Below are 25,392 nucleotides of genomic sequence, written 5' to 3'. Positions count from 1 at the left end.
GGTTTTATGATTTCCCGTGCGTTAATGCTGACGTCAACCAACGGCCTGACTGGCACGCCGTTTGTGACTATTTCTTTAACCGTGCCACCAACGCCTGCAAGGATGCCTGCGTGCTCTCGGCAAACCATTGCGTCACAAAATCGGTCAGATCAGGCACTTGGCCGTTGGCATAGACCGCCCGGATATCGGCGCGAGCGATAGCGCGGGTGGCCAGCATGGCGGCACGCGGCAATTTGTCCAGCGCCTGCAGCCAGCGCAGGGCGGCGGGCACCACGCCTTCGACGGCGGCCAGCTCGTCCACCATGCCGTATTGATGCGCTTGCGCGGCTGGGATCATGCTGCCCGATACCAGCAAACGCTCGGCACGATATGGCCCCACCAGACGGCGCAAACCGATCTGCACGCAATCAGGCGCGACCAGGCCCACCTGGACCTCGTTGAGGCCGATGCGGAAATCACCCTCCGCCATCACGCGGTAATCACAAAAAATCGACATCACCGCGCCACCCGCCGGGCTATGGCCGGTGATGGCGGCAACGACGGGGACGGGGCAATGCGCCAGCGCGGCAAAGATGCCGAAGAAATCATCGAAGGCCGCTTCGAGGCCCGCTGTGTCTAACGCCAACAGCGCGGGCACGTCCAACCCGGCAGAAAACAAACCAGGCGCACCCGACAAGATCAGCGCACGCACGCCTTGTTGTGGCGCGGCCAGAATCTGCTGGCGAATCTCGCGGATCAACGCTGGATTGAGCGCATTCACCGGCGGCCGCGCCATCCGCAACTCGCGGATCGCGCCATCGTGTTCAATGATTTCAAGCATGGGAAATTAACGTCCGGCAAGCGAAATGCCGGCGATTATGGCAGCTTCGGCCGCGCCTGTTCGTTTAAAACGCCGGGCGCGGCGAGCTGGCTTGATATGGAACTCACGAAATAAAACGGACGCTTAGGCGCGACGCCAGGTGGTGCCGGCCGCGCTGTCTTCCAGCACCACGCCCGCAGCCGTCAATGCATCGCGGATACGATCGGATTCAGCAAAGTTCTTTGCGGCGCGCGCGGCTTTGCGTTGCGCGATCAAATCATCAATGGCTGCGGCGCTTAATTCGCCCTCACCCGCGCTGGTGCCGGCCTGCAGGAATTGCGTCGCATCGCGTTCCAGCAAGCCCAATACTGCGGCCAGCGCTTTCAATTCGCCCGCCAATTGCGCGGATTGTTGTTTATTGGCTTCATGCGCCAGCTCAAACAGAATCGCCACGGCTTCCACGGTATTGAAATCATCATCCATTGCGGCTTTAAAGCGGGCTGGATAAGCGCTATTCCAATCAAGCGTGACCGCAGCGGGAGCCACGTTTTTCAGCGTGGTGTACAAACGCGTCAGTGAATTGCGCGCGTCGTCCAGATGCACATCGGAGTAATTCAGTGGGCTGCGATAATGCGCGCGCAGGATAAAGAATCGCGCCACTTCGGCATCGTATTTCTGCAGCACTTCGCGGATGGTAAAGAAATTGCCCAGCGACTTGGACATCTTCTCATCGTCAACGCGGATAAAGCCGTTATGCATCCAGTAATTAACGTACTGGTGGCCATGCGCGCCTTCGGATTGGGCAATTTCGTTTTCGTGGTGGGGAAACTGCAAGTCCTCGCCGCCGCCATGAATATCAAAGTGTTCACCCAGATGATGGCAGCTCATGGCCGAGCATTCGATATGCCAACCGGGGCGGCCCGCGCCCCATGGCGATTCCCATGCCGGTTCGCCCGGCTTGGCGGCTTTCCACAATACAAAATCGAGTGCGTCTTGTTTGTTGTGGTCAATATCGACGCGCTCGCCGGCGCGCAGATCTTCCAGCGATTTGCCGGACAATTTGCCGTAGCCATCAAACTTGCGCACGGCGTAGTAAACGTCGCCATTCGGCGCCGGATAAGCCAGGCCTTTGGCGACCAATTGGCCGATCATCGCCAGCATTTCGTCCACGTATTCGGTGGCTTTGGGCGCATGCGTGGGGCGCTGCACGCCCAGCGCATCGGCATCTTCGTTCATCGCGTCAATAAAACGCGTGGTCAATTGGCCGATGGTTTCGCCGTTTTGCGCAGCGCGTTGAATAATCTTGTCGTCGATATCGGTGATATTGCGCACGTAGTCAACGTCATAACCCGAGGCGCGCAGCCAGCGCGCCACCATATCAAACACCACCATCACGCGTGCATGGCCAAGGTGACAGAAGTCGTACACCGTCATGCCACAGACATACATATTGACCTTGCCGGGCGTGATGGGGACGAACTGCTGTTTCTGGCGTGCCAGCGTGTTGTAGATATTAAGCATGGTGGGGTCGGAAATTATGCAAAAGCGGCATTCTAACAGGCCCAAGCAACGCTGGTGCAACGCCCGGGCCGGATGCGCCTAGGGGCGTTGATCGTGCGAGGGTTTCTCCCACAGATTGATGCCACTCTCCACCGCGTATTGATCAATTTCGGCCAGCTCCGCCGCGCTGAATTGCAGATTGGATAGCGCGCCCACGTTCTCCTGCAATTGCGCCGGGCTGCTGGCGCCAATCAATGCGGTGGTGACTTTGCTATCGCGCAATACCCAGGCCAGCGCCATTTGCGCCAGGCTTTGTCCGCGCCGCTGCGCAATCTGGTTAAGGGCTTTCACCCGGGCAATATTGTCGTCATTAAGGTGGCTTTTTTGCAGCGAATCGCCACCGGGCTGATTGACGCGCGCATCAGCGGGAATACCGTTCAGATATTTGTCGGTGAGCAGACCTTGCGCCAGTGGCGTAAAGGCGATGCAGCCCACCCCTTCGGTTTGCAAGGTATCGAGCAAGCCGTCCTCGGCCCAGCGATTAAGCATGTTGTACGACGGCTGATGGATTAATAACGGTACTTTCCATTCACGCAGCAAAGCCGCCATTTCGCGCGTTTTATTCGGCGAATAAGAAGAGATGCCCACGTACAACGCCTTACCTTGTTGTACTGCCGTCGCCAGCGCGCTGGCGGTTTCCTCCAGTGGCGTATCGGGGTCAAAGCGATGCGAATAAAAGATATCGACGTAATCCAGCCCCATGCGCTGCAAGCTTTGATCCAGACTGGCCAAAACGTATTTGCGCGAGCCACCGCCCTGCCCGTACGGCCCCGGCCACATATCCCAGCCAGCTTTGCTGCTGATGATTAATTCGTCGCGATAAGGCTTGAAATCCTCGCGCAATAAACGACCGAAATTGATTTCAGCGCTGCCATAGGGCGGTCCGTAATTATTGGCCAGATCGAAATGCGTAATACCGAGATCAAATGCGGTGCGTAAAAGTGCGCGTTGTTTATCCAGCGGCACGCTATCGCCAAAGTTATGCCATAGACCCAGCGATAAGGCGGGTAATTTCAATCCACTATGTCCGCATGTCCGATAGACCATATTGTCGTACCGCGCCGCATTGGCCTGATATGCCATGACTACTCTCCCTGTTTATTGACGATTGCCCTGCTACAAGACCGGATTAATCCGCTTATGGTTCCGTATTGATATCAATCAAATCGACTTTTGGCGTGATGAGCACACTGCGCAAACCCTTAAACCCTGAACATTTCATCATGAACCTTGTTAACACATTCAGCAGCGCCTTGCTGTTGGCCGCCAGCATCACCGCAGTCTCCGCCGACGAACATCCCGTCTGGACTTATACCGGCGAGCACGGCCCGGCGCACTGGTCGGCCGTGGACCATGGTTTTGCTGCTTGCGAGATTGGCCGGCATGAATCGCCCATCAATATCGAAAATGCCAAACCCGCCCCGCCTAAATATCCGCGACTGGCCGTCAGTTATAAAACCTTGCCGCTGGATATTTTGAATACCGGCCATGCTATCCAGTTTCAGGCTCAAGCCAGCGACAGCAAAATTTTATTGGGTAAAGGGGAATATCAGTTGCAGCAATTCCATTTCCATTCACCCGGGGAAGAACGATTTGGCGGCAAATCCAGCGATATGGATGCGCATTTTGTGCACAAAAATTCGAAGGGCCAATTGGCGGTATTGGCGGTTCAATTCAATATCGGCATGCATCCGAATCGTGAATTACAAAAATTGCTGGAGCAGATTCCGGCAGAACCGGGCAAAGAGCAGAAGATGGACAATGTCCGGATTGATCCAACGGCCTTATTGCCGCGCAAACGTGGTTATTACACTTATGACGGCTCGCTGACCACACCGCCGTGTTCTGAAGGCGTAACGTGGATTGAATTCAAGCAAGCGGTAGAAATCAGCCAGGATCAGCTGGAAGCCATGCAAAACTACTATCGTGGCAACCAACGCCCGGTGCAGCCGTTGAACGGCCGCGTGGTGTACGAAGTTAAATAAGCGGTTTGCGCAGCCCAATAAAAAAGCGACCATCGGGTCGCTTTTTTATTGCACAACTCGCTCAGGTTTTGGGCAGTGTAACGCCCACCTGGCCCTGATATTTACCGCCGCGATCGCGATAGCTGGTTTCGCAGATATCGTCGGCATCGGCTTCGAGAAACAGCACCTGCGCCACGCCTTCATTGGCGTAAATCTTGGCGGGCAGCGGCGTGGTGTTGGAAAATTCCAGCGTAACGTAACCTTCCCATTCTGGTTCAAACGGGGTGACGTTAACGATAATGCCGCAACGCGCGTAAGTGGATTTGCCGAGGCAAATCGTCAGCACATTGCGCGGAATACGGAAGTATTCAACCGTGCGCGCCAAAGCAAACGAATTGGGCGGGATAATGCAATAACCTTTGCCAGACACATCGACAAAGCTTTGCTCGTCAAAATTTTTCGGGTCGACAATGGTGGAATTCAGGTTGGTAAACACCTTGAATTCATCCGCGCAACGGATATCGTAGCCGTAGCTGGACGTGCCGTAAGACACGATGCGTTCGCCATTGGCCACTTTGACCTGGCCCGCCACATAGGGCTCGATCATGCCGTGTTCTTCGGCCATGCGTTTGATCCACCGATCCGACTTGATACTCATTGCTTGTCACACCATTTGCACAAAATGGTCGCTATTGTACCGGGTCGGCGCGGCGCTGTCCGCAGCACGGGCCGGGTGCGAGCGAGCATGACAACAAGCTACGCAACAACCTCGATTTTCCTTCTTGCTGCTGACGGATCCTTTAGCCAGAATGCAGACAGAGGGGCAAGCATTACGATAACAAGGAGAACCTGATGCTCGATCAATCCTGCCCGTCTTTTCAGTTGCCCATGACGGGTGGCAAAACCTTTGACCCGGCTGCGCTCAAGGGTCAGGCGTTTGTGCTGTATTTCTATCCCAAAGACAACACGCCTGGATGCACCGTGGAAGGCAGCGACTTCCGCGCCCGCGCCGCTGACTTTGCCGCCGCGCAAACGCAGGTGTTCGGCATCAGCCGCGACAGCATCAAATCGCATGAAAACTTCAAAGCCAAAATGGAATTCCCGTTTGATCTGGTGTCGGACCCCGACGAGATCGCGTGCGGAGCGTTTGGCGTGATGAAGATGAAGAATATGTATGGCAAACAGGTTCGTGGTGTTGAACGCAGTACCTTTTTGATCGACAAGGAGGGCCGCATTGTTAAGGAATGGCGTGGCGTCAAGGTGCCGGGCCATGTCGAAGCGGTGCTAAGTGCCGTGCAACAGCTCACATAAACGGAAGGCGACCCGCAACGGTCGCCTTTTTTGTTGATGCGTTTAATCTCGTTATCCCGCCCACAGGAGAGCCCGATGGCCGCTCGCAAGCCGAAGAAAGCGCAGGACACCAAGCTGTTTGTGGTGGATACCAATGTGCTGATGCACGATCCCACCTCGATCTTCCGCTTTGAAGAGCACGATTTGTTTGTGCCGATGATGACGCTGGAAGAGCTCGACGGTAACAAGAAAGGTATGTCTGAAGTGGCGCGTAATGCACGTCAGACCAGCCGTTTTATCGAAGAACTGATCGCGGGCCGCGAGACGGATTTATCAGACGGCGTGTCGCTGGAAGACGCCAGCAAAGGCCAGGCGTCGGGCAAGTTGTATCTGCAAACCGAAGCCATCAGCAGCTTGCTGCCAGCGCAATTGCCGATGGGCAAGGCGGATAACCAGATTCTGGGCGTGGTGCACCATCTGCAGCAGATGCAACCCAAGCGCGAAGTCATCCTCGTCTCCAAAGATATCAATATGCGCATCAAGGCGCGCGCATTGGGTCTGGCGGCCGAGGATTACTTTAACGACAAGGTGCTGGAAGACACCGACCTGCTTTACACCGGCATGCGCGAAATTGATCAGGCGTTTTGGGAGAAAAACGGTAAGGATCTGGAGAGCTGGCAAGACGGCGGCCGCGGCTACTACCGCCTGAAGGGCCCGGATGTCTTCGATCTGCACCCCAACCAGTTGCTATATCAGCAAGGCGATAAACCGTTTGCCGCTCGCGTGACCGAGCTGGAAGGCAAAACCGCGCTGATCGAAAGCCTGAAAGATTATTCGCATCAGAAAAACGCCATCTGGGGCATCTGTGCGCGTAATCGCGAGCAGAATTTTGCGCTTAATTTGCTGATGAATCCGGATGTAGATTTTATCTCGCTGTTGGGCCAGGCCGGCACCGGCAAAACCCTGCTGACCTTGGCGGCGGGTTTGTCGCAAACGCTTGAATCCAAAATCTATTCTGAAATCATCATGACGCGGGTGACGGTGCCGGTGGGTGAGGATATCGGCTTTTTGCCGGGCACTGAAGAAGAGAAGATGCAGCCGTGGATGGGCGCGCTGGAAGACAACCTGGATGTGCTGAACCAGTCCGACGCCGAGGCAGGCGATTGGGGCCGGGCGGCCACACGCGATCTGATCCGCAGTCGCATCAAGGTCAAATCGCTTAACTTTATGCGTGGCCGTACGTTTTTGAACAAGTTTTTGATCATCGATGAGGCGCAAAACCTGACACCCAAGCAGATGAAAACCTTGATCACGCGTGCCGGCCCGGGCACCAAGGTAGTTTGCCTGGGTAACGTCAGCCAGATTGATACGCCCTATTTGACTGAGGGCTCGTCGGGCCTGACTTATGTTGTGGATCGCTTTAAAGGCTGGTCGCATTCGGGCCATATCACGCTGACCCGCGGCGAGCGTTCGCGCCTGGCCGATTACGCGGCCGAAACGTTGTAAGTTTGAGACCGCGCTGCCCTCTATCCGGCAGCGCGGTTTACGGCCCAGATGTCGTACACGCCGTTACATGTTGATGGCACCCGTTACCCGACCGACGAACGGCACCCCGCCCCTGCCCGCCAACCCAATAAAACCGTACTTTCCGATAGTACCGCTTTAGCCGCTGGGGTAGTCGGCCGTCTGGCACTTGTGTAGTCTTGCCGCTTACAAGAAGGCCGCCCGAAGCGGCGGCCGACGACACGGGGCAAGTGCAAGGCAATGACCATCATCGCAGTGTTCAATCAGAAAGGTGGCGTGGGCAAGACCACGGTATCTGCCAATCTGGCTGCCGCTATGGCGCGCAACGGTGTGCAACCGCTGGTGATCGATCTTGATCCGCAGGCGCACCTGACTTCGCTGGTGGGGATGAGCCCCGCGTCGGTGGACACCATTTTCAATTTCTATCGCGGCACCGGGCCGCTGACGGAATTGATTACGTCGTTACCCAATGGCGTGCACTTTATTCCCTCGCACCTGGAACTGGGCAAAGTCGATGCGCAAATTACGCGCCATCGCGATAACGTTTGGCGGCTTAAATTGGGTCTGACCGCCGAAATGCTGAGTGGCGGCGAGATGCCGATCATTATTGATTGCACCCCCAATCTGGGCGTGCTGGCGTTTTCGGCACTGTTTGCCGCCGACATGGTGCTGGTGCCCGTCGCCGCTGAATACCTGGCGGTCAATGGCGCCAATCTGCTGCAACGTACGCTGGCGGGCCTGGAAAAGTTTGGCCCGCGCATCCCGCGCCGCTATCTGATCAATCGCTATGTGCCAGATCAAGTCACCAGCGAAAAGATTGCCGGGCAATTGGCCCGCACTTTTCCGGGCGAAATTCTGCGCACGCGCATCCGTGAACAAGAGGTCATTGCCGCCGCGGCGGGCAGTGGCGAAGATATTTTCGAGTTTGCCCCTGAAAGCAAGGCGGCGACCGATTTTGCGTTTTTGCTCGACGAATTGCTGGAATCAGGTTTGCTGGAAATGCAGTCGGATTAACCGGTCAGTACAAACAAAGTCAGTCAAGTCAGTCCAATAAATAGCGGGAACGAGGAGGATTAACTTCATGCCAAGCATCAAGATTCATCGTACGGGCAGTCTGGGTCGGCAACCGTGCATGTTGGTGGACGGTCGCCCTGTCGGTCTGACGACTCACGGCGCGTGTTTGTCCGCCGCACTACCGCCGGGGCGGCACGTGTTGCAAGCCCAGCTGGACTGGGGCAAAACGCCGCCCGTTGAATTTGATCTTGAAGGCGATGACGTGCATTTCACCGTCAAGAGCAGTATCCACGGCTGGAAATTGCTGTTTGCACCGTTCTATCTGTTCGCGCCGCACAACGCGCTGGTGGTAGAACGCCGCCACTAGAAGGCCGCGTTACGCCCCCACTGCCGGCGACCTGAGGGTCGCCGGTTGCGTTTCTGCCGTCCCAGCCGGGCTTAGTTCAACACGACGAAGTACTTTTTAACCGGTTCCAGCACTTCGAATTTGCCGACAAAGCCCTCCGGAATCACGGCGGCGTCGCCGGGGCCAAACTCCTCATAGCTACCATCGTCCGCATGCACGCGCACACGCCCGCTGATGATGCAGAAGAACTCGGCGCTATCTGCCGCGAAGCGGATTTTCCAACTGCCCCTCTCGCACGCCCAGATTCCGACATTGAGTGCGCCAGACGCATTGGAATAGTGCGTCCAGGTTGTGCGCTCCGGTACGCCGTCCACGCGACGATCTTCACGCGGGTAATCAATTTCGGCTGGCGGAGTCTGTTTTCCGAGATGGATAACGTGCATGGTTTTCCTTACAGATCAGACGGTTGAGCCCCGTTACGTGGGGTGGACGCAATAAATGGTATTAACGCTTTCCCTGTTGGTAATTTCAGCAATAACCTCTGGTCAGGGCACGGTTCATGCTTTTCTACAGTTTCATATTCATGAAACAAAAAATCCAGGAGATCAGCATGCTTTCCAGACTGTTTCAACGCAGCCTGTTTGTTGCCGTAACGTGTAGCGCCGTATTTGCACAAGCTGCCGACAAACTGCCTAACGTGGTCATTCTGGCCACCGGCGGCACCATTGCCGGCACGGGCGCCACCAGCACCACCACCGTGGGTTACACCGCCGCCAAGGTCGGCGTGGATCGCCTGATTGAAGCCGTGCCCGAGTTAAAGCAGATTGCCAATGTCAGTGGCGAACAAACCTTCCAGATCGCCAGCGAGAATATGACCAATGAAAACTGGCTCACCCTCGCGAAGCGCGTCAACGTACTCCTCAAGCAAAGCAATGTCGATGGCATTGTCATTACGCATGGCACCGACACCATCGAAGAGACCGCGTACTTTCTTAACCTGACCGTGAAGAGCCGCAAGCCAGTGGTGATTGTGGGCTCGATGCGCCCGTCGACCGCCATCAGCGCCGATGGCCCGATCAACCTGTACAACGCCGTAGCAGTGGCAGGCAGCGCCGATTCGGTTAACCGTGGCGTATTGGTGGCCATGAACGACGAAATCCTGGGCGCGCGCGACGTGACCAAGACCAACACGATGCTGGCCAATACCTTCCGCTCCCCGGAGCTGGGCGACCTGGGTTATATCGTTTCGGGCAAGCCAAAGTTCTATCGTGCCACCACGCGCAAGCACACGGCGGACACCGAGTTCGACATCAGCAAGCTGGATAAACTGCCAGCGGTGGATATCGCTTATGGTTCGGCCAACGCCAATACCATCGCGATTGACGCCTTTGCTGCAGCAGGCGACGAAGGCATTGTGTATGCAGGCACCGGTGACGGCAGCCTGTCGACGCCAGTGCGTGCACGGCTGACCGAACTGCGCCAGAAAGGCTTCTTCATCCTGCGTTCTTCCCGCGTTGGCAATGGTCCGACGGTGCGTGGCGGCGAGAACGATGATGACAAGACAGACTTTGTGGTATCGGACACGCTGAGCCCGCAAAAGGCGCGCATCCTGCTGATGCTGGCGCTGACCAGAACGCATGACACCAAAAAGATTCAGGACATGTTCTACACGTACTGATGAATGTAGGCGGCAGCGCGCTGAAGGCAGGCGGTGCGGCTGGCCGCCTGCTTTTAGCTGCGCGTCTGGGCGGCGGACTGCGGTGTCACCACCGACCATTGCGGGCTGCTTTTTTGCTGCTGGCGAAAACGCGCCACGCTGCCGGTGGGATCAAGCTGCAACCAGGCGACGCCCACGCTCACGGCGGTAAACCATGTCGCCAGCAATGTGGCGACAAGACCCATCATCCGCTTGCCGCTTTGAAACTGCTTCTCCAGACTATCAAAGCGCATGTCGACCATCTTGAAGCGCATATCTACGACATCAAAACCGGTGGACATGCGGCTGCCAAGTTCGCCGAGTTCGGCCCGGACATCTGATGCCAGCACATCGATCCGGGCATTCATTTGACAGTTTTGCGCATGAATTGCGCCATCCAGCCCTTCGACACGACGAACCAGCTCACCCTGACTAACATATTCCATCGGCACACACGCCTCGTTGTGATCAACAAGCCGCCAATATCCGCTACCGCTGGTTTGCAAAACATCAGAAAAATCGCATAACTTTAGCATCCACAAACGCATCGGGTGGGTCTAGACCCACCACTCAATGCCAGTGAATAAAACGCAAATCTGTGCGTTCTTCTCCAAAGCCTTTGGGTGGTGGGTCTCGACCCACCCCATGCGCGATTCGCGGATCAGCCGTAGGGTGCGTTACCCCGAGGACAACGCACAGTTTGGGGCCAAAGGCCCCGGCCCCATTCGGGGCATCCCACCTCATCAGCGCACCGTTCGCCTTAATGCACCCGTCATAAGCGCCGTCAAAGCTGGAAACAGACCGTTGCTCTGGCGGTTTACTCCAGATCGCCCGACCAGCCTTCCGGCCGCACCAACGCATTATCAAAGCGCGAATGCATGCCCATAAATACCAGCGGCACTTTGCCGGTCGGGCCGTTCCGGTGCTTACCGACAATACATTCCGCCAGGCCTTTGAATTGTGAATCCGGGTTGTAGTACTCATCGCGATACATAAACATGATGATGTCCGCATCCTGCTCAATGGCGCCCGATTCACGCAAATCCGACATCATCGGGCGCTTGTCAGTACGCTGCTCCACCGAGCGCGACAACTGCGACAGCGCAATCACCGGACATTTCAGTTCTTTGGCCAGCGATTTTAACGAGCGCGAAATCTCGCCGAGTTCGGTAGCCCGGTTCTGGTCTTTTGCGCCAGCGCGGCCGGCCATCAACTGCAAGTAATCAATCACAATCAAACCCAATTGGCCGTGCTGTCGCGCCAGGCGTCGTGATTTGGTGCGGATATCCAGTGCAGTCAGCGCGCCGGTTTCTTCAATAAAAATGGGCGCTTCGGACAAGCGATTGATTGCATAAGTCAGCTTGGTCCAATCCTCGTCTTCAAACTTGCCGGTCTTCAGTTTATGCAGGTCAATCTTGCCAATCGAACCCACCATCCGCAGACCCAATTGCACCGCACCCATTTCCATCGAATAAATAGCGACTGGCAAACGCAATTCAGTGCCGACATGTTCGGCGATGTTGACCGAAAACGCGGTTTTACCCATTGAAGGACGCCCTGCCACGATCACCAGATCGCCCGGTTGCAGGCCCGAGGTCATTTTGTCGAGATCAACAAATCCGGTGGCCACGCCAGTGACTTCGGATTGCGTGTCCTGGTTGTACAGATAATCGATTTTCTCAACGATTTCTTTCAGGATCGGCGGCATGCCGATAAAGCCCTGCTGCCCCTTGGCCGATTGCTCGGCAATCTGGAACACACGCGATTCGGCTTCATCCAGCAATTGCGTGGCTTCGCGGCCATTCGGGTTGTATGCGGCGTCGGCGATATCGGTGGCCACGCTAGCCAGTTGCCGCATCACCGATTTCTCGCGCACGATTTCGCCATAGCGGCGAATATTGGCAGCCGAAGGCGTGTTTTGCGCTAATGCACCCAGATAAGCCAGACCGCCCACATAGGAAAGCTCGTTGGCGTTATCCAGCGATTCGGCCACGGTGATGACATCAGCCGGGCGATTGTGCTCAATCAACTTGATAATGTGTTGCCAGATCCGGCGATGATCGTCGCGATAGAAATCCTGTTCGTTGACGATATCCGCGATACGGTCAAACGAAGGATTATCCAGCAACAATCCACCCAATACCGATTGCTCGGCCTCAACGGAATGCGGCGGCATGCGCAAACTATCAAGTTGCGCGTCATTGATGGGGGCGTTAGGATGCTCGGTCATTTTTCAGCGCCATCTCTTTAAATACTTGCGTCGCGCCCCATGTGTTGGAGGCGTGCTTTACGCAAAAAACTGCCAATTTTACGCCGCATACCGATGCAGTGCATACAAAAAAACCTGCTTGTTACCCATAGCGCCGAACGCATGTTCAACCTGGTTGATCGTGTTGAGGACTATCCCCAATTCCTGCCGTGGTGCGGCGGGGTGGAAGTGCATGAACGCACGCCCGATGTGCTGGACGCCACCATCCGTGTCGAGTTCATGCTGGTCAAAACCTTCTTCCGCACCCGCGACGTCAAGACGCCCAATCAGATCGACATGCAATTCGTCGACGGACCGTTTCGCACCTTTCGCGGCAACTGGAAATTTACGCCGCTTGAAGCCGATGCCTGCCGCATTGAATTCGAGCTTAATTACGAATTTTCAAATCGCGCGCTCGAAGCGGTGATCGGCCCGGTGTTCAACAAGATTGCCACCACATTTGTCGATGCCTTTGTTCAGCGCGCCGACAAACTTTATGGTTAAGCCCCCATGAGCCAGGACATCACCGTCGAAGTGGTTTACGCCACACGCGAAAAACAGAAACTGATCAGCCTGAAAGTGCCGGAAGGCACCACGGCAGAAGACGCTGTGCGTCGCTCTGGCATCCTTAATGATTTTCCTGAAATTGATCTGGGCAAAAACAAACTCGGGATCTTTGCCAAAGCGGTCAAAAACGATACCGTCTTGCGCGAAAAAGACCGCGTCGAAATTTATCGCCCGCTGATTGCCGACCCTAAAGAAGTGCGTCGTCAACGCGCACTCGAAGGCAAAGCCATGAAAAAAGGTGGCGGCAATCTGGAAGAATGAATTGCGCCCAGCCCCATAAACCCGTCTCCACGACGGGTTTTTTGTTGGTCCGCGCGCCAATCGGGCAAGCCACATTGCGTGACGGAAACTTGTACCGCCTGAGCACGTCACAGCCAGCAGCGCGCACCGCATGCGATGATGCGGCCGTGTCTGTATCCATAAAAATTTAACCGCACTGCAGTCAGAAAGGAATTTCCACCATGCGTACTCCCATTATTGGCGCCCTGATTGGCGCCCTTCTGCTTTCCGCTTGCGCTAACGACGTTGGCGACAAGCGCAGCATGAACAACACGGAAACCGGCGCCGTTATTGGCACATTGGGCGGCGCAGCCGTCGGCGCATTGGTCGACAAGAATCATCGTGGCAAAGGCGCATTGATTGGCGCCATTGGCGGCGGCCTGGCGGGCGGCGCGGTCGGCGCATATATGGACAAGCAAGCCAAAGATTTGCAAAAACAACTGGCTCCGGAAATCCAGGCGGGCAATATCACACTGCAAAAAGTGTCCGATAGCAAACTGATCGTCACCATGACGTCGGCCACCGGCTTCGATACCAATTCCAGCACCGTTAAAGCCGGCTTTACACCCACGCTGAACAAAATTGCCGGTGTCGTTAACCAATATGGCAAGACCAGCATCGACGTAATTGGTTATACCGATAACGTGGGCAAGGCTGATTACAACATGGCGCTATCGCAACGCCGTGCGCAAGCCGTGGTGGATTATTTCATCGGCAAATCGGTTAATCCGGTGCGTATGGTGGCCGAAGGCCGTGGCGCCAATGATCCGCGTGCAACCAATAGCACCGAAGCAGGCCGCGCCATGAATCGCCGTGTTGAGCTCGTGATCAGTGCAGTGAGCGCATCCTGATATCCCGGTGCGCTGCAAATAAAAAGCCCGCCATCTATCCAGAGGGCGGGCTTTTTTTAATATGTGATGCCAACGTCTATTACATGCCAAGCTGCCGACGCAAAAACTGATGGAAATGGCGCATGCCATCTTCCATTGGCGATTGATACGGGCCGACTTCGTTACGGCCCATGGCGTACAGGGCTTCGCGACCTTGTTCCATGCGCCGGATGATTTCGTTATCTTCGACTGCGGTTTCGAGATAAGCCGCTTGTTCGGCCGCGATAAATTCGGGCTCGAAATAAGCAATATCTTCCGGATAATAAAACTCCACCACGTTTTTATAACTACGCGACCCGGTGGGAATAAGCGTGGAAATCACCAGCGTGTGCGGATACCACTCCACCATCACATTGGGATAGTAAGTCAGCCAGATTGCGCCATAGGGCGGCGTTTTGCCTGCGTTATAGCGCAATACCTGCTCGTGCCACGCGTTATAAGTGCGCGAGCCCGGTTTGGCCAACGCGTTATTCACGCCCACGGTCTGTACCGAATACCAGTCGCCGAATTCCCATTTCAGATCATCACAGGTCACAAACTGACCCAGCCCCGGATGAAAGGGCTCGACGTGATAATCCTCCAGATAAACCTCGATAAAGGTTTTCCAGTTGCCTTCATATTCGTCCACCGTGACGCTATGAAACACATAATTGGAAAAATCGAGATCTTTGGCCACGCCCAGGTCTTTCAGGTCCGCTTCGATGTCATGGCCGTTTTTTTCAAACAGCATGCCATTCCAGTTAACCAGCTCGGTCTCGGGCAGATGCAGGCACGGATTGCCATCAAAATGCGGCGCGCCCAGCAGATGGCCCTGGTCGTTATACGTCCAGCGATGCAACGGGCAAACCGTATGCGAATTTTTGCCGCGACCTTCCAGCATCAGCGCCTGGCGATGCCGGCAGACGTTGGAAAGCGCCTTGATGTCACCCAGCGCGGTGCGCTTTAAATAACGGGCGTTGGCGGTATTGGTCAGCACGTGATAATCGCCGGCCTCAGGCACCATCAACTGATGACCCAGGTAGCGCGGACCACGTTCAAACAGGATTTCCAGCTCGCGCTGGTAGAGGTCTTGATCAAAATAAGCCGACACCGGCAATTGGGTCGACATATCCAGCTGCAATGCAGCAGCCGTAGCCAGATTGGTCATATTAATCCCACACCCCCTGGGCTAGAGGGTCTAAGACGTCTTGCCACTTTGCTGTCGCCGTGGCGCAGCGATGGGTGGGCAAGCCATCAAGTTGATAAACAGTTTTCGACGCCGCTTTAAAACAAAAAAGTGACGTCGAGCCACTTTGAACCGCGGATTTTGACGTAAATCAATGCCATCGGCAAGTTCGGCGGGTATATCTCGCGCGCCGCCCGCGCCGACACCTGCCCGACGGCGGTATTCATCAATAACGCGGATCTGGTCGTGAACAGAATTGTCTTGTTGCCGCACGAGATGTTCTCGGCCAGGATGACGCCCACTTACAAAGCTTTGCAAGGTTAGTCATGTTTCGTCTTTTTGCCCGATTTGCATTGGCGCTGTGCACTTGCCTTAGCGCCACCGCCTTTGCCGGCCAGACCTGTAGCGAAAAACCACTCTCTCCCGAAGTCATCCGCAGCGCGCTGCTGACGGGGTATAACCTGCAGCAGAAACTGGACAAGCTGGCACCCCGCGTGGCCTTGCTGGCACGCGTGGGCCAGGATCTGCGTGAATACAAATTGCACTACTCGCATATCGCGTTTGTTTCGCGCGAGGCCGATGACCAACCGTGGCAGGTCAGCCATTTGCTGAATGATTGTGGTGCGGCCACCTCGGCGCTGTGGCATGAAGGCCTGGGCAATTTTTTCCTCGACGACATGTTTGCCTATGACGCGCTGGTGCTGATCCCTGATGCCGCGACACAAAACCGGCTGTGGAACCTGCTGCACGATCCCGCCGCGCTGGAACGCCTGCATAGCAGCAGCTACAACGTGGTCGCTTATCCCTTCAGTACCTTGCATCAAAACTCCAACCAGTGGGTGCTCGAAGTCATGGCGCAAGCCTTCAGCCCCGAGCCACTGGGCCAGCGCGCCAGCACGCAAGCATGGTTAAGGGCCAACGGCTATAGCCCGAGCACGCTGCAGATCAATCCACTCAAGCGCCTGGGTGGCCGCGTGTTCAAGGCCAATGTGGCATTTGACGACCACCCGTTCGATCGGCGCATGGGCGGGCAGATTGACACCGTAACCGTCGAATCGGTAATGGCCTTTTTGCAGCGTCTTGATCCGGGTGAGCAAGAGCGACATATTCCGCCGCCTGATCTGACACGCCCCGGCGCGAAGGCCAGCGACAAAGCCAAGGCGCTCTGATCTGCCACCCGTTGTATCGAAATCCGATACGCCCCATGCGCGCCACCCGACGCCCACACGCTCTGGCTAAATGCATTGCAGCGCGGCGCATACCCGCCGCCACATCATCATTTCAAGGAATCAACACCATGCTATGCACCCGTTTATTTGCCTCTCTGTTTACCGCTGCGGTGCTGGCCGCCAGCCCGCTGCTGTCTCAGGCTGCCACCGACGCCTCAACCACAATCGGCAGCGGCTTCGCGCTCAGCACTGCAGGGGTGCTGGTATCGACCGAAGGTAAGCCGTTTGAAGGCAGTATCGGCGCGCCGGTGGGCAGCGCAGCCGGTGTTGCGCTGGTGGTGGTGGGCGTGGTGATGGTTGCTTCGGATACGGCCGAAATCTCGGTTACCAAAACCGCCGACGGCAGCAAAGCCGTGATTCGCCTATCGGCCCAAGCGCTGCGCAAAGCAGGCGTGGTGGCGGGCTCGGTGGTGCAAGGCGTATCGGAAGCCACCGGATATTCGCTGATTGCATCGGGCCAGTTGCTGGCATTCATTCCCAATCAGACAGGCCAGTCGCTGTTGCAACACAGCCGCATCTCGGCTGCCGCCTCCGCGCCCGCCAGCAATTAAGCCTTGGCGTTGCCCAACAAAAAACCCCGCAAATCAGATTTGCGGGGTTTTTTTATTGCTGGCAACGACAAGCTTAGACCGTCACAGTATCCGCTTCGGCCTGATAGGTTTCGATCTGATTGAAGTTCAGATAGCGATACACCTCAGCGCCCTTCTCGTTGATCACGCCAATATCCGCCATGTATTCGGCCACGGTCGGAATACGACCCAGACGCGAAGCAATTGCCGCCAACTCGGCCGAGCTGAGGAACACATTGGTGTTCTTGCCCAAGCGGTTGGGGAAGTTACGCGTCGAGGTCGAAACCACCGTTGCGCCTTCGCGCACTTGCGCCTGGTTACCCATGCACAGCGAGCAGCCTGGCATTTCGGTACGCGCGCCTGCGGTGCCGAAGGTGCCGTAATAGCCTTCTTCGGTCAATTGTTGCGCGTCCATCTTGGTCGGCGGCGCAATCCACAATTTGACCGGGATATCACGTTTGCCTTCCAGCAATTTGCCGGCTGCGCGGAAGTGCCCGATGTTGGTCATGCAAGAACCGATAAACACTTCGTCGATATGCGTGCCGGCCACTTCGCTCAGCACTTTCACATCATCCGGGTCGTTCGGGCAGGCCAGAATCGGCTCTTTGACGTCGGCCAGATCAATCTCGATGACGGCAGCGTATTCGGCATCGGCATCAGGTTCGATCAGGTTGGGGTTGGCCAGCCAGGCTTCCATGGCATTAACGCGACGCGCCAGCGTTTTGGCATCGCCATAACCATTGGCGATCATGGACTTGAGCAGCGTGATGTTCGAGTTCAGATACTCGATGATCGGCTCTTTATCCAGACGCACCGAGCAACCGGCTGCAGAGCGCTCAGCCGAAGCATCGGTCAGCTCAAACGCCTGTTCCACTTTCAGCTTGGGCAGGCCTTCGATTTCCAGAATGCGACCGGAGAAGATATTGGTCTTGCCTGCTTTAGCCACGGTCAGCAAACCAGCCTTGATGGCGTACAGCGGAATGGCGTTGACCAGGTCGCGCAAAGTGATACCCGGTTGCAGTTCGCCTTTAAAGCGCACCAACACCGATTCCGGCATATCCAGCGGCATTACGCCGGTGGCGGCGCCAAACGCGACCAGGCCCGAACCGGCCGGAAACGAGATGCCGATCGGAAAGCGCGTATGGCTGTCGCCACCGGTGCCGACGGTATCGGGCAGCAACATGCGGTTCAGCCACGAGTGAATCACGCCATCGCCCGGGCGCAGCGAAACGCCGCCACGATTGCGGATAAATTCGGGCAGCTCGTGGTGGGTTTTAACATCCACCGGCTTCGGGTACGCCGCAGTGTGGCAGAACGATTGCATCACCAGATCGGCCGAGAAACCCAGGCAAGCCAGATCTTTCAGCTCGTCGCGGGTCATCGGGCCAGTAGTATCTTGCGAGCCCACCGAAGTCATGCGCGGTTCGCAATAGGTACCCGGACGCACGCCCTGGCCTTCCGGCAAACCAACGGCGCGGCCCACCATTTTCTGCGCCTGGGTAAAGCCTTTGGTCGATGTAACCGGCGCGGTCGGCAAACGGAACAGCGTGGATACCGGCAGCCCCAGCGCTTCGCGCGCCTTGGCGGTCAGGCCGCGACCAATAATCAGATTGATACGGCCACCGGCACGCACTTCATCAAACAACACGTCGGATTTGACCTTGAATTCAGAGACCACCGCGCCGTTCTTTTTGATCTGGCCCGCGTACGGCAACAGCTCGATCACGTCGCCCATATTCAGTTGCGACACATCCACTTCGATCGGCAGTGCACCCGAGTCTTCTTGCGTATTAAAGAAGATCGGCGCGATCTTGCCGCCCAGGCAGTAACCACCAAAACGCTTGTTGGGCACATAGGGAATGTCTTCACCGGTCCACCACAGCACACTATTGGTGGCCGATTTACGGCTGGAGCCGGTGCCAACCACATCGCCGACATACGCCACGGCGTGGCCTTTGGCGGCCAGGTCTTGCAGAAACTTGATCGGACCGCGTTTGCCGTCTTCTTCCGGCGTGATGCCATCGCGCGTGTTCTTCAGCATGGCCAGCGCGTGCAGCGGAATATCCGGGCGCGACCAGGCATCGGGGGCGGGCGACAAATCATCGGTATTGGTTTCGCCGGTGACTTTGAACACGGTCAGCGTAACGGACTGCGGCACTTCGGGGCGGCTGGTAAACCACTCGGCATCGGCCCAGCTTTGCAGCACGGCTTTAGCGTTGGCATTGCCGCTATCGGCCAAGGCTTTGACGTCGTGGAAATAATCAAACATCAACAGCGTTTTTTTCAGGCCTTCGGCCGCCACAGCGCCGACTTCGGCGTCACCCAGCAGATCAATCATCGGCTTGATGTTAAAGCCGCCCAGCATGGTGGCCAGCAACTCAACCGCGTGGGCGCGGCTGATCAGCGCACAGGAATCCTTGCCTTGCGCAACGGCGGCCAGAAAGGCGGCCTTGACCTTGGCGGCATCGTCCACGCCCGGCGGCACGCGATGGGTGATCAGATCCAGCAGAAAACTTTCTTCGCCAGCAGGCGGGTTTTGCAGCAGCTCAACCAGCGCTGCAGTTTGCTGCGCGGTCAGCGGCAGCGGCGGAATACCCAGCGCCGCGCGTTCGGCGACGTGTTGGCGATAACTTTCTAACATAGCGAATGCCTCTGATTTTATGGGTTAAAGCCGCCCGCGGTGCAGGGTTCCAGCGCGATGCCATTGCGGCATCCGGCGCATCCCTGCTGTGTACAGAGCCAGCCCTTCGAGCGATGCCAGGCAGGATACCGCGTGCGCCATCCGCCTACAAACGAGTAATCGCCACAGACACTGTGAGATATACTCACAGCATGCCGCTTACCCTACCCCCGTTAAACGCGCTGCGCGCATTCGAGTCGGCCGCAAGGCTGGAAAGCTTTTCGGCCGCCGCGGATGAGATGTTTGTGACCCACGGCGCTGTGAGCAAGCAGATCAGACAACTCGAAGACTGGCTGGGCGCCCGCTTGTTTGAGCGCGCCGGCGGCCGCGTTCGTCTGACAGACGCCGGTTGGCGCTATCTGGTGCAGGTGCAGGACGGGCTGGACATCATCTCCAACGCCACCGCGCAATTGCTGCAACCCGATCAACAACGCCGCCTGGTGATCAACTCGACGCCAACCCTGGCAATGCACTGGCTGATGCCACGGCTTAAGCATTTCCGCGCGCAGCATCCCGATGTGGAATTGCGGCTGATGACGTCGGACCGCGACATCGGTCGCGTGGAAACCCCATTCGATGTGGCTATCCGCCGCGGCCCGGCGGACTGGCCAGGCTACGTGGCCAAGCCGTTTTTGCAAGAAAGTGAATTGCCGCTATGCAGCCCGCGCTTACTGGACCAGTTGCCGCTGGCGCGCCCGGCAGATCTGGCGCATCACACTTTGTTGTACGCCGACACCCGCCCCACCGCCTGGCAACGCTGGCTAACGCTGGCGGGCATGCCGGACCTGAAACCGGCCGCCACTCAGCAATTCGACCATTTTTATCTGACGCTGCAAGCGGCAATGGAAGGCCTGGGCGTTACGCTGGGACCGCTGCCCATGATGCAGGCCGAACTGGACGCAGGCCGGCTGATTGCCCCGCTAACCGGCCCGCTGGCCACGGTGCGCGGTTATTGCTGGGTGGTGCCGCGACTATTGATGGACGACCCTGCGATCGGCGCGTTCTGTCATTGGTTGGAACAACAGCGCTAACGCTCGTCCTGATCAGGCGCAGGGGCGGCACCCTCTTCGGTGCCCGGCGACAGCATCAGCCAGCCCGGTCGATGAAAGCGCACGATCGCCCGGTACAGCCAGACATACAGCAGGCAAAACGTCACAAACAGCACGCGCAATACACCATCGACATCCCAGAACAACATTGCGGGCAAACTGGCGCTGGCCGCCAGACCCCACAGATAGATTGACGTGCGCGCGTTGCGCCGGGTTTTGATGTCGGCGCTGTGGGCATGGGCGTCCTGCCGCAACAAGCGCTTGTAAATCAGCATATGCATATGCGCGCCATCGGGCTGGCCCGGCGACAAACCACGCACAAACTTTTTGCGATACACCGAGAACAACACTTCGACCACCGGATAAGCGCACAACACCAGCGGATACCACACCGACACGCGCGGATTACGCGCCAGCAACAGCACCGCCAACTCGGCCAGCATAAAGCCGATGAAATACGCGCCACCGTCACCCAGAAAGATCGCGCCGCGCGGAAAGTTCCAGCACAAAAACCCCAACAAAGCCGCCAGCAAGGCCAGGCTGGCATGCAGCACCAGCGCATCGCCTACGCGCCAGGCCACATAAGCCAGCCCCACGCAGATCAAACACGCCACTCCCCCGGCCAGGCCGTTGTAACCATCAATGATGTTGACCGCATTAGAGACCCCGGCCACCGCAAACACCGTGATGACGATGGCGATGGCATTGATCTGCATCAGCGTGTCCAGATGGACGATGCCCAGCCGCTTGAGCTGCGCATCCAGCAACCAGATCGCCAACACGGCCGCGCCCATGATGCCGAGCATGCGCCACAGCGGCCGCACGCGTTTGCACAGATCCTCGGCCAGACCGACTGCAAAGGCCGGCACGCTGGCCAGCAGCAGCAAACCCAGATCGCCACCGACGGCGTTAGCCCACCACGGCGCCACTGCGGCCGCCAGCAACATACCCGCCACCACGCCGACGCCGCCGATACGCGGCACCGCGCGTGCGTGGAATTTTTGCTTGCCGCGCATCTGACTATCCGCGCTCAACGCGCCATGCCAGCGCTGCGACGCCACCAGCAAACCCGTCACCACCAGCGCGCCGACCAGGGCCAAACCAAACCAGATTGCAATCTGCATCAGCGCCACCCTGTCCGCGGCCACCAGGTGGCGACAAAGGCCGACCAGCCGCATTGTTGCTTCAGGGCTCGACGCCACAGGGCGGCAATGCATCCGATAAACAATGCGCAGAGCGTGGCAACCACCAGACCCACCGCCATCACTGCCAGGCGGCGTGGCGCGGTCGGCGCATCGGGCGGCACCGCCACATCCAGCACCTGCAACGGCGCAACGGCCATCGCCTCGTCGATACGCGCCAGTTTGTATTGCTGCATCAGCGTCTGATAGATCGCCTCTTGCTGGCTGAGCTCGCGCTGCTGGCCTTCAAACGCCTGCGTCAGCGCGGGCACGCGACGGCGCGCCAGCACCACGCGCTCCGGGTCAACCTGCGTCATTTCCTGCAATTGTTGGCGCAAGCCGTTCAGCTCGGCGCGCGCACGTTGCACGAGCGGATTTTGCTCCGTGCCCGCGCGTTTAAGTCCGGCCAGTTCCACCGACTTGGTGGCCACTTGCGCCCGCAACGCGGCAATCGCGGCGAGCGTGGCATCAGCCTGCACATCGGGACGCAGCAAACCGGTGCTTTCCTGTAATTCGCGCATCGCGCTTTCCGCACCGCTCAATTCGGCGCGCGCTTTGTTCAACTGGCCATTAAAGAAATCTCGCCGATGTGCCGCCTCGTTTTGCGCCAGCAACTGACTGACCGTACTCAACTCTTCAACAAAGCCGTTGGCCACCTTCGCAGCGAACGCAGGGTCGTGATCGGTAAACCACACCTGGATCAGCCCGTCATTGCTGGCTTTGATTTCGGCCGAATTCAGCATGCGACGCATTGCCTGGCTTTCGAGCTTGACGTTGTAGTGTTTGCGCAGATCAAAACGCTGCACCAGGCGGCGCGCCACCGACTGGCTATTGAGCATGCCCACATACAGATCATTGGGGTTTTTCAGGCCCAGCATCGTATCGGGCGTCACCGGGTCTTTGGCCATCTGGAACAACAATGCGCCCGCACCGGGACGGGGTTGCGGCGGCATGATGGCGGCGCGGGCCTGATAGCGATCCGGGGCCAATAGCGCATAGGCCAGCGCCAGCGCGGCAATCAACACAAACGTCACCGCCATCAGCCGCTTGTGCTGGCCCATGTCAGTGAGCAATTGCAGCAGATCAATTTCTTCATTGGAATGGGTCATCATCAGTCGCCCAACACCTTGATCGCGACGGCACCCAACGCAAAGTTGGCAAGGATGCGCGACCAGTCCAGCGCCACGCGCATGCCGCTTGGCTGGATCAGCTGGGTCGGCACGATCAGTGTGTCGCCAGGGCGCGCAATCAAACTGCCCAGTTTGCCGGGCCAACGTCGCTGCGCCGCACTCACCACGCTGCCATCGGCGCGCACCACATACATCTGGCCCGTGTCGGCGTGCCCGGTTGCCCCGCCTGCCAGATCAAGGTAATCGCCAATCTGCTTGCCTTGGTCAAAGGCAAACGCGCCGTGGCGGTTGTACACCTCGCCCACCACCGCAATGGTCGACGGTCGCGGTGGCACGTAAAAGCGATCGCCGTCCTCCAATGGCAAGCCGGGTAACGCCGTCACTGCGGTGGCCTCGGCGGACACGCCCAGCACGATCCGCCCCGTGGCTTTCTGGGTGGCCAGGCGCCGCAACATCTGCTCGTTGGCTTGCTGTTGCATCCGCGCGTCGGCTGCGGCATTGGCATTGTCCGGCGAGGGCGCGGCGGCTTGCTCGGCGCTCTGGCGTTGGTTTTGCGCGTGCAGTTCATCCAGCATGCGATCCAGCTCGCGCTGCTGCTGTTGCTGGATGCTGGGCCGCGTGAATTCGGCCGCGTACAGCCAGCCTTGAGGGCCCAGACCGCCGATGCGCGCCACCAGATCGCGCAAGGTTTCCCCGGGCTGCACTTCATAGATGCCCGGCACGGCCACTTCACCTTCTAGCCGCACATAGCGCGATTTGTCGTCGCTGCGCACTTCGATATCGGCGCGCGAAAACACATGCACGATGTCATCGGCCTGCAGCGGCAAATCGGCGTCGGGCGCATGGTCGATGGCTTGCGCCAGATCAAATGGCAGCAGTTTGCGCGTCAGGGTTTTGGGATCGAGCCGTTCGATGGTGGCGTAGTGCCAGTTGATTTCGTCCGCGGCGGCAGTCAGATTGCGCCGCACCGTGCCAGCGTCGGTCGCCGCGAGTTGCGCCGGCGGATCGCGGCGCAGCCAGAACGCCGGGTCCAGCAGCATGTCGCGGCTGGTGATCAGATCACTGACGCGCATGCCTTCAGTCCAGGCGCGCCGCACCGGCTGCGCGACATTGCCGCGCAAAGCCACCGACTGCCCCACCTGGCCCGACAGATGATAAAAGCGCACGATATCGCCGGCTTTCAGCGCATAACCCGCCAGTTGCGGCAACGGCACGTTCTGGATAACGCGATGCTGTTGCGCCACGATGCGTTCTACCGAGACCGGCTGATCCAGTACCTCGCTGGCCGTACCCCCCGCCATGTCCAGCAGCGCTTGCAGCGATTCATTGGGTAAGGCTTCGTAAATGCCGGGCTGACGCACCGCGCCCAGCAGCGCCACTTGCGCACCTGCGGGCGGCACATGGATGACGTCGCCCGCCTGCAGCATCACATCGCCGCGTTTATCGCCGCGCAGCAGCAACTGGTACAGATCGAGCGTGCGCACCACCACGCCGCCGCGCTTGAGCTGCACCTGGCGCAGGCTGCCATTGGCGCTGGGCCCTCCGGCTGCGTACAACGCATTCACGATCGTGGAAAGCGAACTGACGCTTACGCTGCCCGGATGCCGTACAAAGCCCACCACAAACACATTCTGCTGTTTGAGCTCGCCCATGCTGACGGCAAGATCGTAGTCGTGAAACACATTGCCGATGGCGGCATCAAGGTGGCCTTTAAGCGAACCAAATGGCACGCCCACCACATGAATCGCGCCCACGCGCGGAATAAAGATGGCGCCCGTGCGGTCGACGGTGAGCGTCAGATCCGATTCCAGCTGGCCCCAGATGCGCACATTGAAGGTGTCGTTAACGCCCAGCAAATAGTCGGCAGGCACGGCTACCGCTTCGGCGCCAAAACCGTTTTGCGCGTCGCGGCTAAACAGATCGAGGCCGTACACCGGCAGAAATTGATCAGCGGTCTGGCATAGATAGCGCTGCAAGGTCAGCTCGGTGTGGGCGCAATCGGCGGGCGTCGCGGGCGGGGGTGCGGGGCGCACTGCGGGTGCAGGCAAACGCGGACTGACTGTCGGTGCCGGGGCTGGGGAAGCGCTCGCGGTGGCGGGCATCACGCAAGCGGAATCGCCCGGTGTGCACATGGCATTGGCCATGGGGGCTGCAATTAGTCCGGCGCTAAATATAAAGAGCGCCAGAACCCAACGCGCCCACCTGCGGAAAA

General features: G+C 57.9%; 25 protein-coding genes. 12 read left to right on the top strand and 13 right to left on the bottom strand.

Annotation, left to right across the window (positions count from 1 at the left end; genetic code table 11):
- Positions 1 to 67: 67 nt before the first annotated feature.
- The 3 genes from WG78_RS01485 to mgrA all read right to left on the bottom strand — a co-directional run bounded on the left by WG78_RS01485 (position 68) and on the right by mgrA (position 3,442).
- Positions 68 to 820 carry an enoyl-CoA hydratase/isomerase family protein gene (locus tag WG78_RS01485; RefSeq protein WP_053936004.1) on the bottom strand — a complete coding sequence of 251 codons (753 nt, stop codon included), beginning with the start codon at positions 818 to 820 and terminating at the stop codon, positions 68 to 70.
- Positions 821 to 943: 123 nt separating this feature from the next.
- A complete protein-coding gene (gene cysS, locus WG78_RS01480) occupies positions 944 to 2,320 on the bottom strand; it encodes a cysteine--tRNA ligase (RefSeq protein WP_053936003.1) in 1,377 nt (458 codons plus the stop codon).
- Between the two features lie 78 nt (positions 2,321 to 2,398).
- Positions 2,399 to 3,442 (bottom strand): L-glyceraldehyde 3-phosphate reductase, encoded by a 1,044-nt coding sequence (gene mgrA / locus WG78_RS01475; protein WP_053936002.1) that lies wholly within the window; start codon positions 3,440 to 3,442, stop codon positions 2,399 to 2,401.
- A gap of 140 nt (positions 3,443 to 3,582) precedes the next feature.
- On the opposite strand from mgrA, the gene WG78_RS01470 reads away from it, so the two are divergent.
- Positions 3,583 to 4,344 (top strand): carbonic anhydrase, encoded by a 762-nt coding sequence (locus WG78_RS01470; RefSeq protein ID WP_161805046.1) that lies wholly within the window; start codon positions 3,583 to 3,585, stop codon positions 4,342 to 4,344.
- Positions 4,345 to 4,405: 61 nt separating this feature from the next.
- Here WG78_RS01470 and dcd read toward each other — a convergent pair whose 3' ends face one another.
- Complete coding sequence (gene dcd, locus WG78_RS01465) at positions 4,406 to 4,981, bottom strand: dCTP deaminase (RefSeq protein WP_053936000.1); 576 nt, start codon at positions 4,979 to 4,981, stop codon at positions 4,406 to 4,408.
- Positions 4,982 to 5,175: 194 nt separating this feature from the next.
- Here dcd and WG78_RS01460 point away from each other — a divergent pair, with 194 nt between their 5' ends.
- The 4 genes from WG78_RS01460 to WG78_RS22265 all read left to right on the top strand — a co-directional run bounded on the left by WG78_RS01460 (position 5,176) and on the right by WG78_RS22265 (position 8,518).
- Positions 5,176 to 5,634: a peroxiredoxin gene (locus WG78_RS01460; protein ID WP_053935999.1), complete on the top strand. Its 459-nt coding sequence runs from the start codon at positions 5,176 to 5,178 to the stop codon at positions 5,632 to 5,634.
- A gap of 75 nt (positions 5,635 to 5,709) precedes the next feature.
- Entirely contained in the window at positions 5,710 to 7,119 is a 1,410-nt protein-coding gene (locus WG78_RS01455) for a PhoH family protein (RefSeq protein WP_201782317.1), read from the top strand.
- Between the two features lie 258 nt (positions 7,120 to 7,377).
- Complete coding sequence (locus tag WG78_RS01450) at positions 7,378 to 8,151, top strand: ParA family protein (RefSeq protein WP_053935998.1); 774 nt, start codon at positions 7,378 to 7,380, stop codon at positions 8,149 to 8,151.
- A gap of 67 nt (positions 8,152 to 8,218) precedes the next feature.
- Positions 8,219 to 8,518, top strand: a complete 300-nt coding sequence (locus WG78_RS22265) for a hypothetical protein (protein ID WP_152969011.1) — start codon at positions 8,219 to 8,221, stop codon at positions 8,516 to 8,518.
- Positions 8,519 to 8,589: 71 nt separating this feature from the next.
- On the opposite strand, the gene WG78_RS01445 is transcribed toward WG78_RS22265, so the two are convergent.
- Positions 8,590 to 8,940, bottom strand: coding sequence for a cupin domain-containing protein (locus WG78_RS01445; protein ID WP_053935997.1), 351 nt, complete (start codon positions 8,938 to 8,940; stop codon positions 8,590 to 8,592).
- A gap of 167 nt (positions 8,941 to 9,107) precedes the next feature.
- On the opposite strand from WG78_RS01445, the gene WG78_RS01440 reads away from it, so the two are divergent.
- Positions 9,108 to 10,175, top strand: a complete 1,068-nt coding sequence (locus WG78_RS01440; protein ID WP_053936179.1) for a type II asparaginase — start codon at positions 9,108 to 9,110, stop codon at positions 10,173 to 10,175.
- A gap of 53 nt (positions 10,176 to 10,228) precedes the next feature.
- Here the strand turns inward: WG78_RS01440 and WG78_RS22260 are convergent, their stop codons facing one another.
- Complete coding sequence (locus tag WG78_RS22260; protein WP_152969010.1) at positions 10,229 to 10,741, bottom strand: hypothetical protein; 513 nt, start codon at positions 10,739 to 10,741, stop codon at positions 10,229 to 10,231.
- A gap of 269 nt (positions 10,742 to 11,010) precedes the next feature.
- The gene (gene dnaB, locus WG78_RS01430) at positions 11,011 to 12,423 is read right to left on the bottom strand and encodes a replicative DNA helicase (RefSeq protein ID WP_053935995.1); all 1,413 of its coding nucleotides are present in this window, start codon (positions 12,421 to 12,423) and stop codon (positions 11,011 to 11,013) included.
- 141 nt (positions 12,424 to 12,564) lie between these two features.
- Between dnaB and WG78_RS01425 the strand changes: the two genes are divergently transcribed.
- The 3 genes from WG78_RS01425 (at position 12,565) to WG78_RS01415 (ending at position 14,138) form a co-directional block, all read left to right on the top strand.
- The gene (locus tag WG78_RS01425) at positions 12,565 to 12,945 is read left to right on the top strand and encodes a type II toxin-antitoxin system RatA family toxin (protein WP_236691958.1); all 381 of its coding nucleotides are present in this window, start codon (positions 12,565 to 12,567) and stop codon (positions 12,943 to 12,945) included.
- 6 nt (positions 12,946 to 12,951) lie between these two features.
- A complete protein-coding gene (locus tag WG78_RS01420) occupies positions 12,952 to 13,269 on the top strand; it encodes an RnfH family protein (protein WP_053935993.1) in 318 nt (105 codons plus the stop codon).
- Between the two features lie 200 nt (positions 13,270 to 13,469).
- A complete protein-coding gene (locus tag WG78_RS01415; RefSeq protein ID WP_053935992.1) occupies positions 13,470 to 14,138 on the top strand; it encodes a YiaD family glycine zipper/OmpA-like lipoprotein in 669 nt (222 codons plus the stop codon).
- 79 nt (positions 14,139 to 14,217) lie between these two features.
- Here WG78_RS01415 and WG78_RS01410 read toward each other — a convergent pair whose 3' ends face one another.
- Together WG78_RS01410 and WG78_RS01405 are read right to left on the bottom strand one after the other, a co-directional pair.
- A complete protein-coding gene (locus tag WG78_RS01410) occupies positions 14,218 to 15,324 on the bottom strand; it encodes an aromatic ring-hydroxylating oxygenase subunit alpha (protein WP_053935991.1) in 1,107 nt (368 codons plus the stop codon).
- Positions 15,325 to 15,440: 116 nt separating this feature from the next.
- A complete protein-coding gene (locus WG78_RS01405) occupies positions 15,441 to 15,644 on the bottom strand; it encodes a hypothetical protein (RefSeq protein WP_053935990.1) in 204 nt (67 codons plus the stop codon).
- A gap of 24 nt (positions 15,645 to 15,668) precedes the next feature.
- On the opposite strand from WG78_RS01405, the gene WG78_RS01400 reads away from it, so the two are divergent.
- Both WG78_RS01400 and WG78_RS01395 read left to right on the top strand, forming a co-directional pair.
- On the top strand, positions 15,669 to 16,511 hold the full coding sequence (locus WG78_RS01400; protein ID WP_083458686.1) for a DUF2145 domain-containing protein: 843 nt from the start codon (positions 15,669 to 15,671) through the stop codon (positions 16,509 to 16,511).
- 128 nt (positions 16,512 to 16,639) lie between these two features.
- Entirely contained in the window at positions 16,640 to 17,122 is a 483-nt protein-coding gene (locus WG78_RS01395; protein ID WP_053935989.1) for a hypothetical protein, read from the top strand.
- Between the two features lie 73 nt (positions 17,123 to 17,195).
- On the opposite strand, the gene acnB is transcribed toward WG78_RS01395, so the two are convergent.
- Complete coding sequence (gene acnB, locus WG78_RS01390) at positions 17,196 to 19,781, bottom strand: bifunctional aconitate hydratase 2/2-methylisocitrate dehydratase (protein WP_053935988.1); 2,586 nt, start codon at positions 19,779 to 19,781, stop codon at positions 17,196 to 17,198.
- Between the two features lie 191 nt (positions 19,782 to 19,972).
- Here acnB and gcvA point away from each other — a divergent pair, with 191 nt between their 5' ends.
- Positions 19,973 to 20,851: a transcriptional regulator GcvA gene (gene gcvA / locus WG78_RS01385; protein WP_053935987.1), complete on the top strand. Its 879-nt coding sequence runs from the start codon at positions 19,973 to 19,975 to the stop codon at positions 20,849 to 20,851.
- On the opposite strand, the gene WG78_RS01380 is transcribed toward gcvA, so the two are convergent.
- Genes WG78_RS01380 through WG78_RS01370 form a run of 3 tightly spaced genes read right to left on the bottom strand, consistent with a single transcriptional unit; the run spans position 20,848 to position 25,324 of the window.
- Positions 20,848 to 21,993: an MraY family glycosyltransferase gene (locus tag WG78_RS01380; protein WP_053936178.1), complete on the bottom strand. Its 1,146-nt coding sequence runs from the start codon at positions 21,991 to 21,993 to the stop codon at positions 20,848 to 20,850. The genes gcvA and WG78_RS01380 overlap by 4 nt on opposite strands.
- Positions 21,993 to 23,162, bottom strand: coding sequence for a GumC family protein (locus tag WG78_RS01375; RefSeq protein WP_053935986.1), 1,170 nt, complete (start codon positions 23,160 to 23,162; stop codon positions 21,993 to 21,995). Before WG78_RS01375 ends, WG78_RS01380 begins: the two co-directional genes overlap by 1 nt.
- A complete protein-coding gene (locus WG78_RS01370; protein WP_083458685.1) occupies positions 23,162 to 25,324 on the bottom strand; it encodes an SLBB domain-containing protein in 2,163 nt (720 codons plus the stop codon). The genes WG78_RS01375 and WG78_RS01370 overlap by 1 nt, the downstream gene beginning before the upstream one ends.
- Positions 25,325 to 25,392: the final 68 nt, after the last annotated feature.

This window comes from Amantichitinum ursilacus, assembly GCF_001294205.1.
Lineage (GTDB): Bacteria > Pseudomonadota > Gammaproteobacteria > Burkholderiales > Chitinibacteraceae > Amantichitinum > Amantichitinum ursilacus.
Note: the sequence above shows the minus strand (reverse complement) of the source record. Positions and strands in the feature narration are given on the sequence as shown.

Coding starts and splice junctions, on each gene's coding strand:
- WG78_RS01485 (WP_053936004.1), bottom strand. CDS start 820: ATGCTTGAAATCATTGAACACGATGGCGCGATCCGCGAGTTGCGGATG.
- cysS (WP_053936003.1), bottom strand. CDS start 2,320: ATGCTTAATATCTACAACACGCTGGCACGCCAGAAACAGCAGTTCGTC.
- mgrA (WP_053936002.1), bottom strand. CDS start 3,442: ATGGCATATCAGGCCAATGCGGCGCGGTACGACAATATGGTCTATCGG.
- WG78_RS01470 (WP_161805046.1), top strand. CDS start 3,583: ATGAACCTTGTTAACACATTCAGCAGCGCCTTGCTGTTGGCCGCCAGC.
- dcd (WP_053936000.1), bottom strand. CDS start 4,981: ATGAGTATCAAGTCGGATCGGTGGATCAAACGCATGGCCGAAGAACAC.
- WG78_RS01460 (WP_053935999.1), top strand. CDS start 5,176: ATGCTCGATCAATCCTGCCCGTCTTTTCAGTTGCCCATGACGGGTGGC.
- WG78_RS01455 (WP_201782317.1), top strand. CDS start 5,710: ATGGCCGCTCGCAAGCCGAAGAAAGCGCAGGACACCAAGCTGTTTGTG.
- WG78_RS01450 (WP_053935998.1), top strand. CDS start 7,378: ATGACCATCATCGCAGTGTTCAATCAGAAAGGTGGCGTGGGCAAGACC.
- WG78_RS22265 (WP_152969011.1), top strand. CDS start 8,219: ATGCCAAGCATCAAGATTCATCGTACGGGCAGTCTGGGTCGGCAACCG.
- WG78_RS01445 (WP_053935997.1), bottom strand. CDS start 8,940: ATGCACGTTATCCATCTCGGAAAACAGACTCCGCCAGCCGAAATTGAT.
- WG78_RS01440 (WP_053936179.1), top strand. CDS start 9,108: ATGCTTTCCAGACTGTTTCAACGCAGCCTGTTTGTTGCCGTAACGTGT.
- WG78_RS22260 (WP_152969010.1), bottom strand. CDS start 10,741: ATGCGTTTGTGGATGCTAAAGTTATGCGATTTTTCTGATGTTTTGCAA.
- dnaB (WP_053935995.1), bottom strand. CDS start 12,423: ATGACCGAGCATCCTAACGCCCCCATCAATGACGCGCAACTTGATAGT.
- WG78_RS01425 (WP_236691958.1), top strand. CDS start 12,565: ATGTTCAACCTGGTTGATCGTGTTGAGGACTATCCCCAATTCCTGCCG.
- WG78_RS01420 (WP_053935993.1), top strand. CDS start 12,952: ATGAGCCAGGACATCACCGTCGAAGTGGTTTACGCCACACGCGAAAAA.
- WG78_RS01415 (WP_053935992.1), top strand. CDS start 13,470: ATGCGTACTCCCATTATTGGCGCCCTGATTGGCGCCCTTCTGCTTTCC.
- WG78_RS01410 (WP_053935991.1), bottom strand. CDS start 15,324: ATGACCAATCTGGCTACGGCTGCTGCATTGCAGCTGGATATGTCGACC.
- WG78_RS01400 (WP_083458686.1), top strand. CDS start 15,669: ATGTTTCGTCTTTTTGCCCGATTTGCATTGGCGCTGTGCACTTGCCTT.
- WG78_RS01395 (WP_053935989.1), top strand. CDS start 16,640: ATGCTATGCACCCGTTTATTTGCCTCTCTGTTTACCGCTGCGGTGCTG.
- acnB (WP_053935988.1), bottom strand. CDS start 19,781: ATGTTAGAAAGTTATCGCCAACACGTCGCCGAACGCGCGGCGCTGGGT.
- gcvA (WP_053935987.1), top strand. CDS start 19,973: ATGCCGCTTACCCTACCCCCGTTAAACGCGCTGCGCGCATTCGAGTCG.
- WG78_RS01380 (WP_053936178.1), bottom strand. CDS start 21,993: ATGCAGATTGCAATCTGGTTTGGTTTGGCCCTGGTCGGCGCGCTGGTG.
- WG78_RS01375 (WP_053935986.1), bottom strand. CDS start 23,162: ATGATGACCCATTCCAATGAAGAAATTGATCTGCTGCAATTGCTCACT.
- WG78_RS01370 (WP_083458685.1), bottom strand. CDS start 25,324: ATGGCCAATGCCATGTGCACACCGGGCGATTCCGCTTGCGTGATGCCC.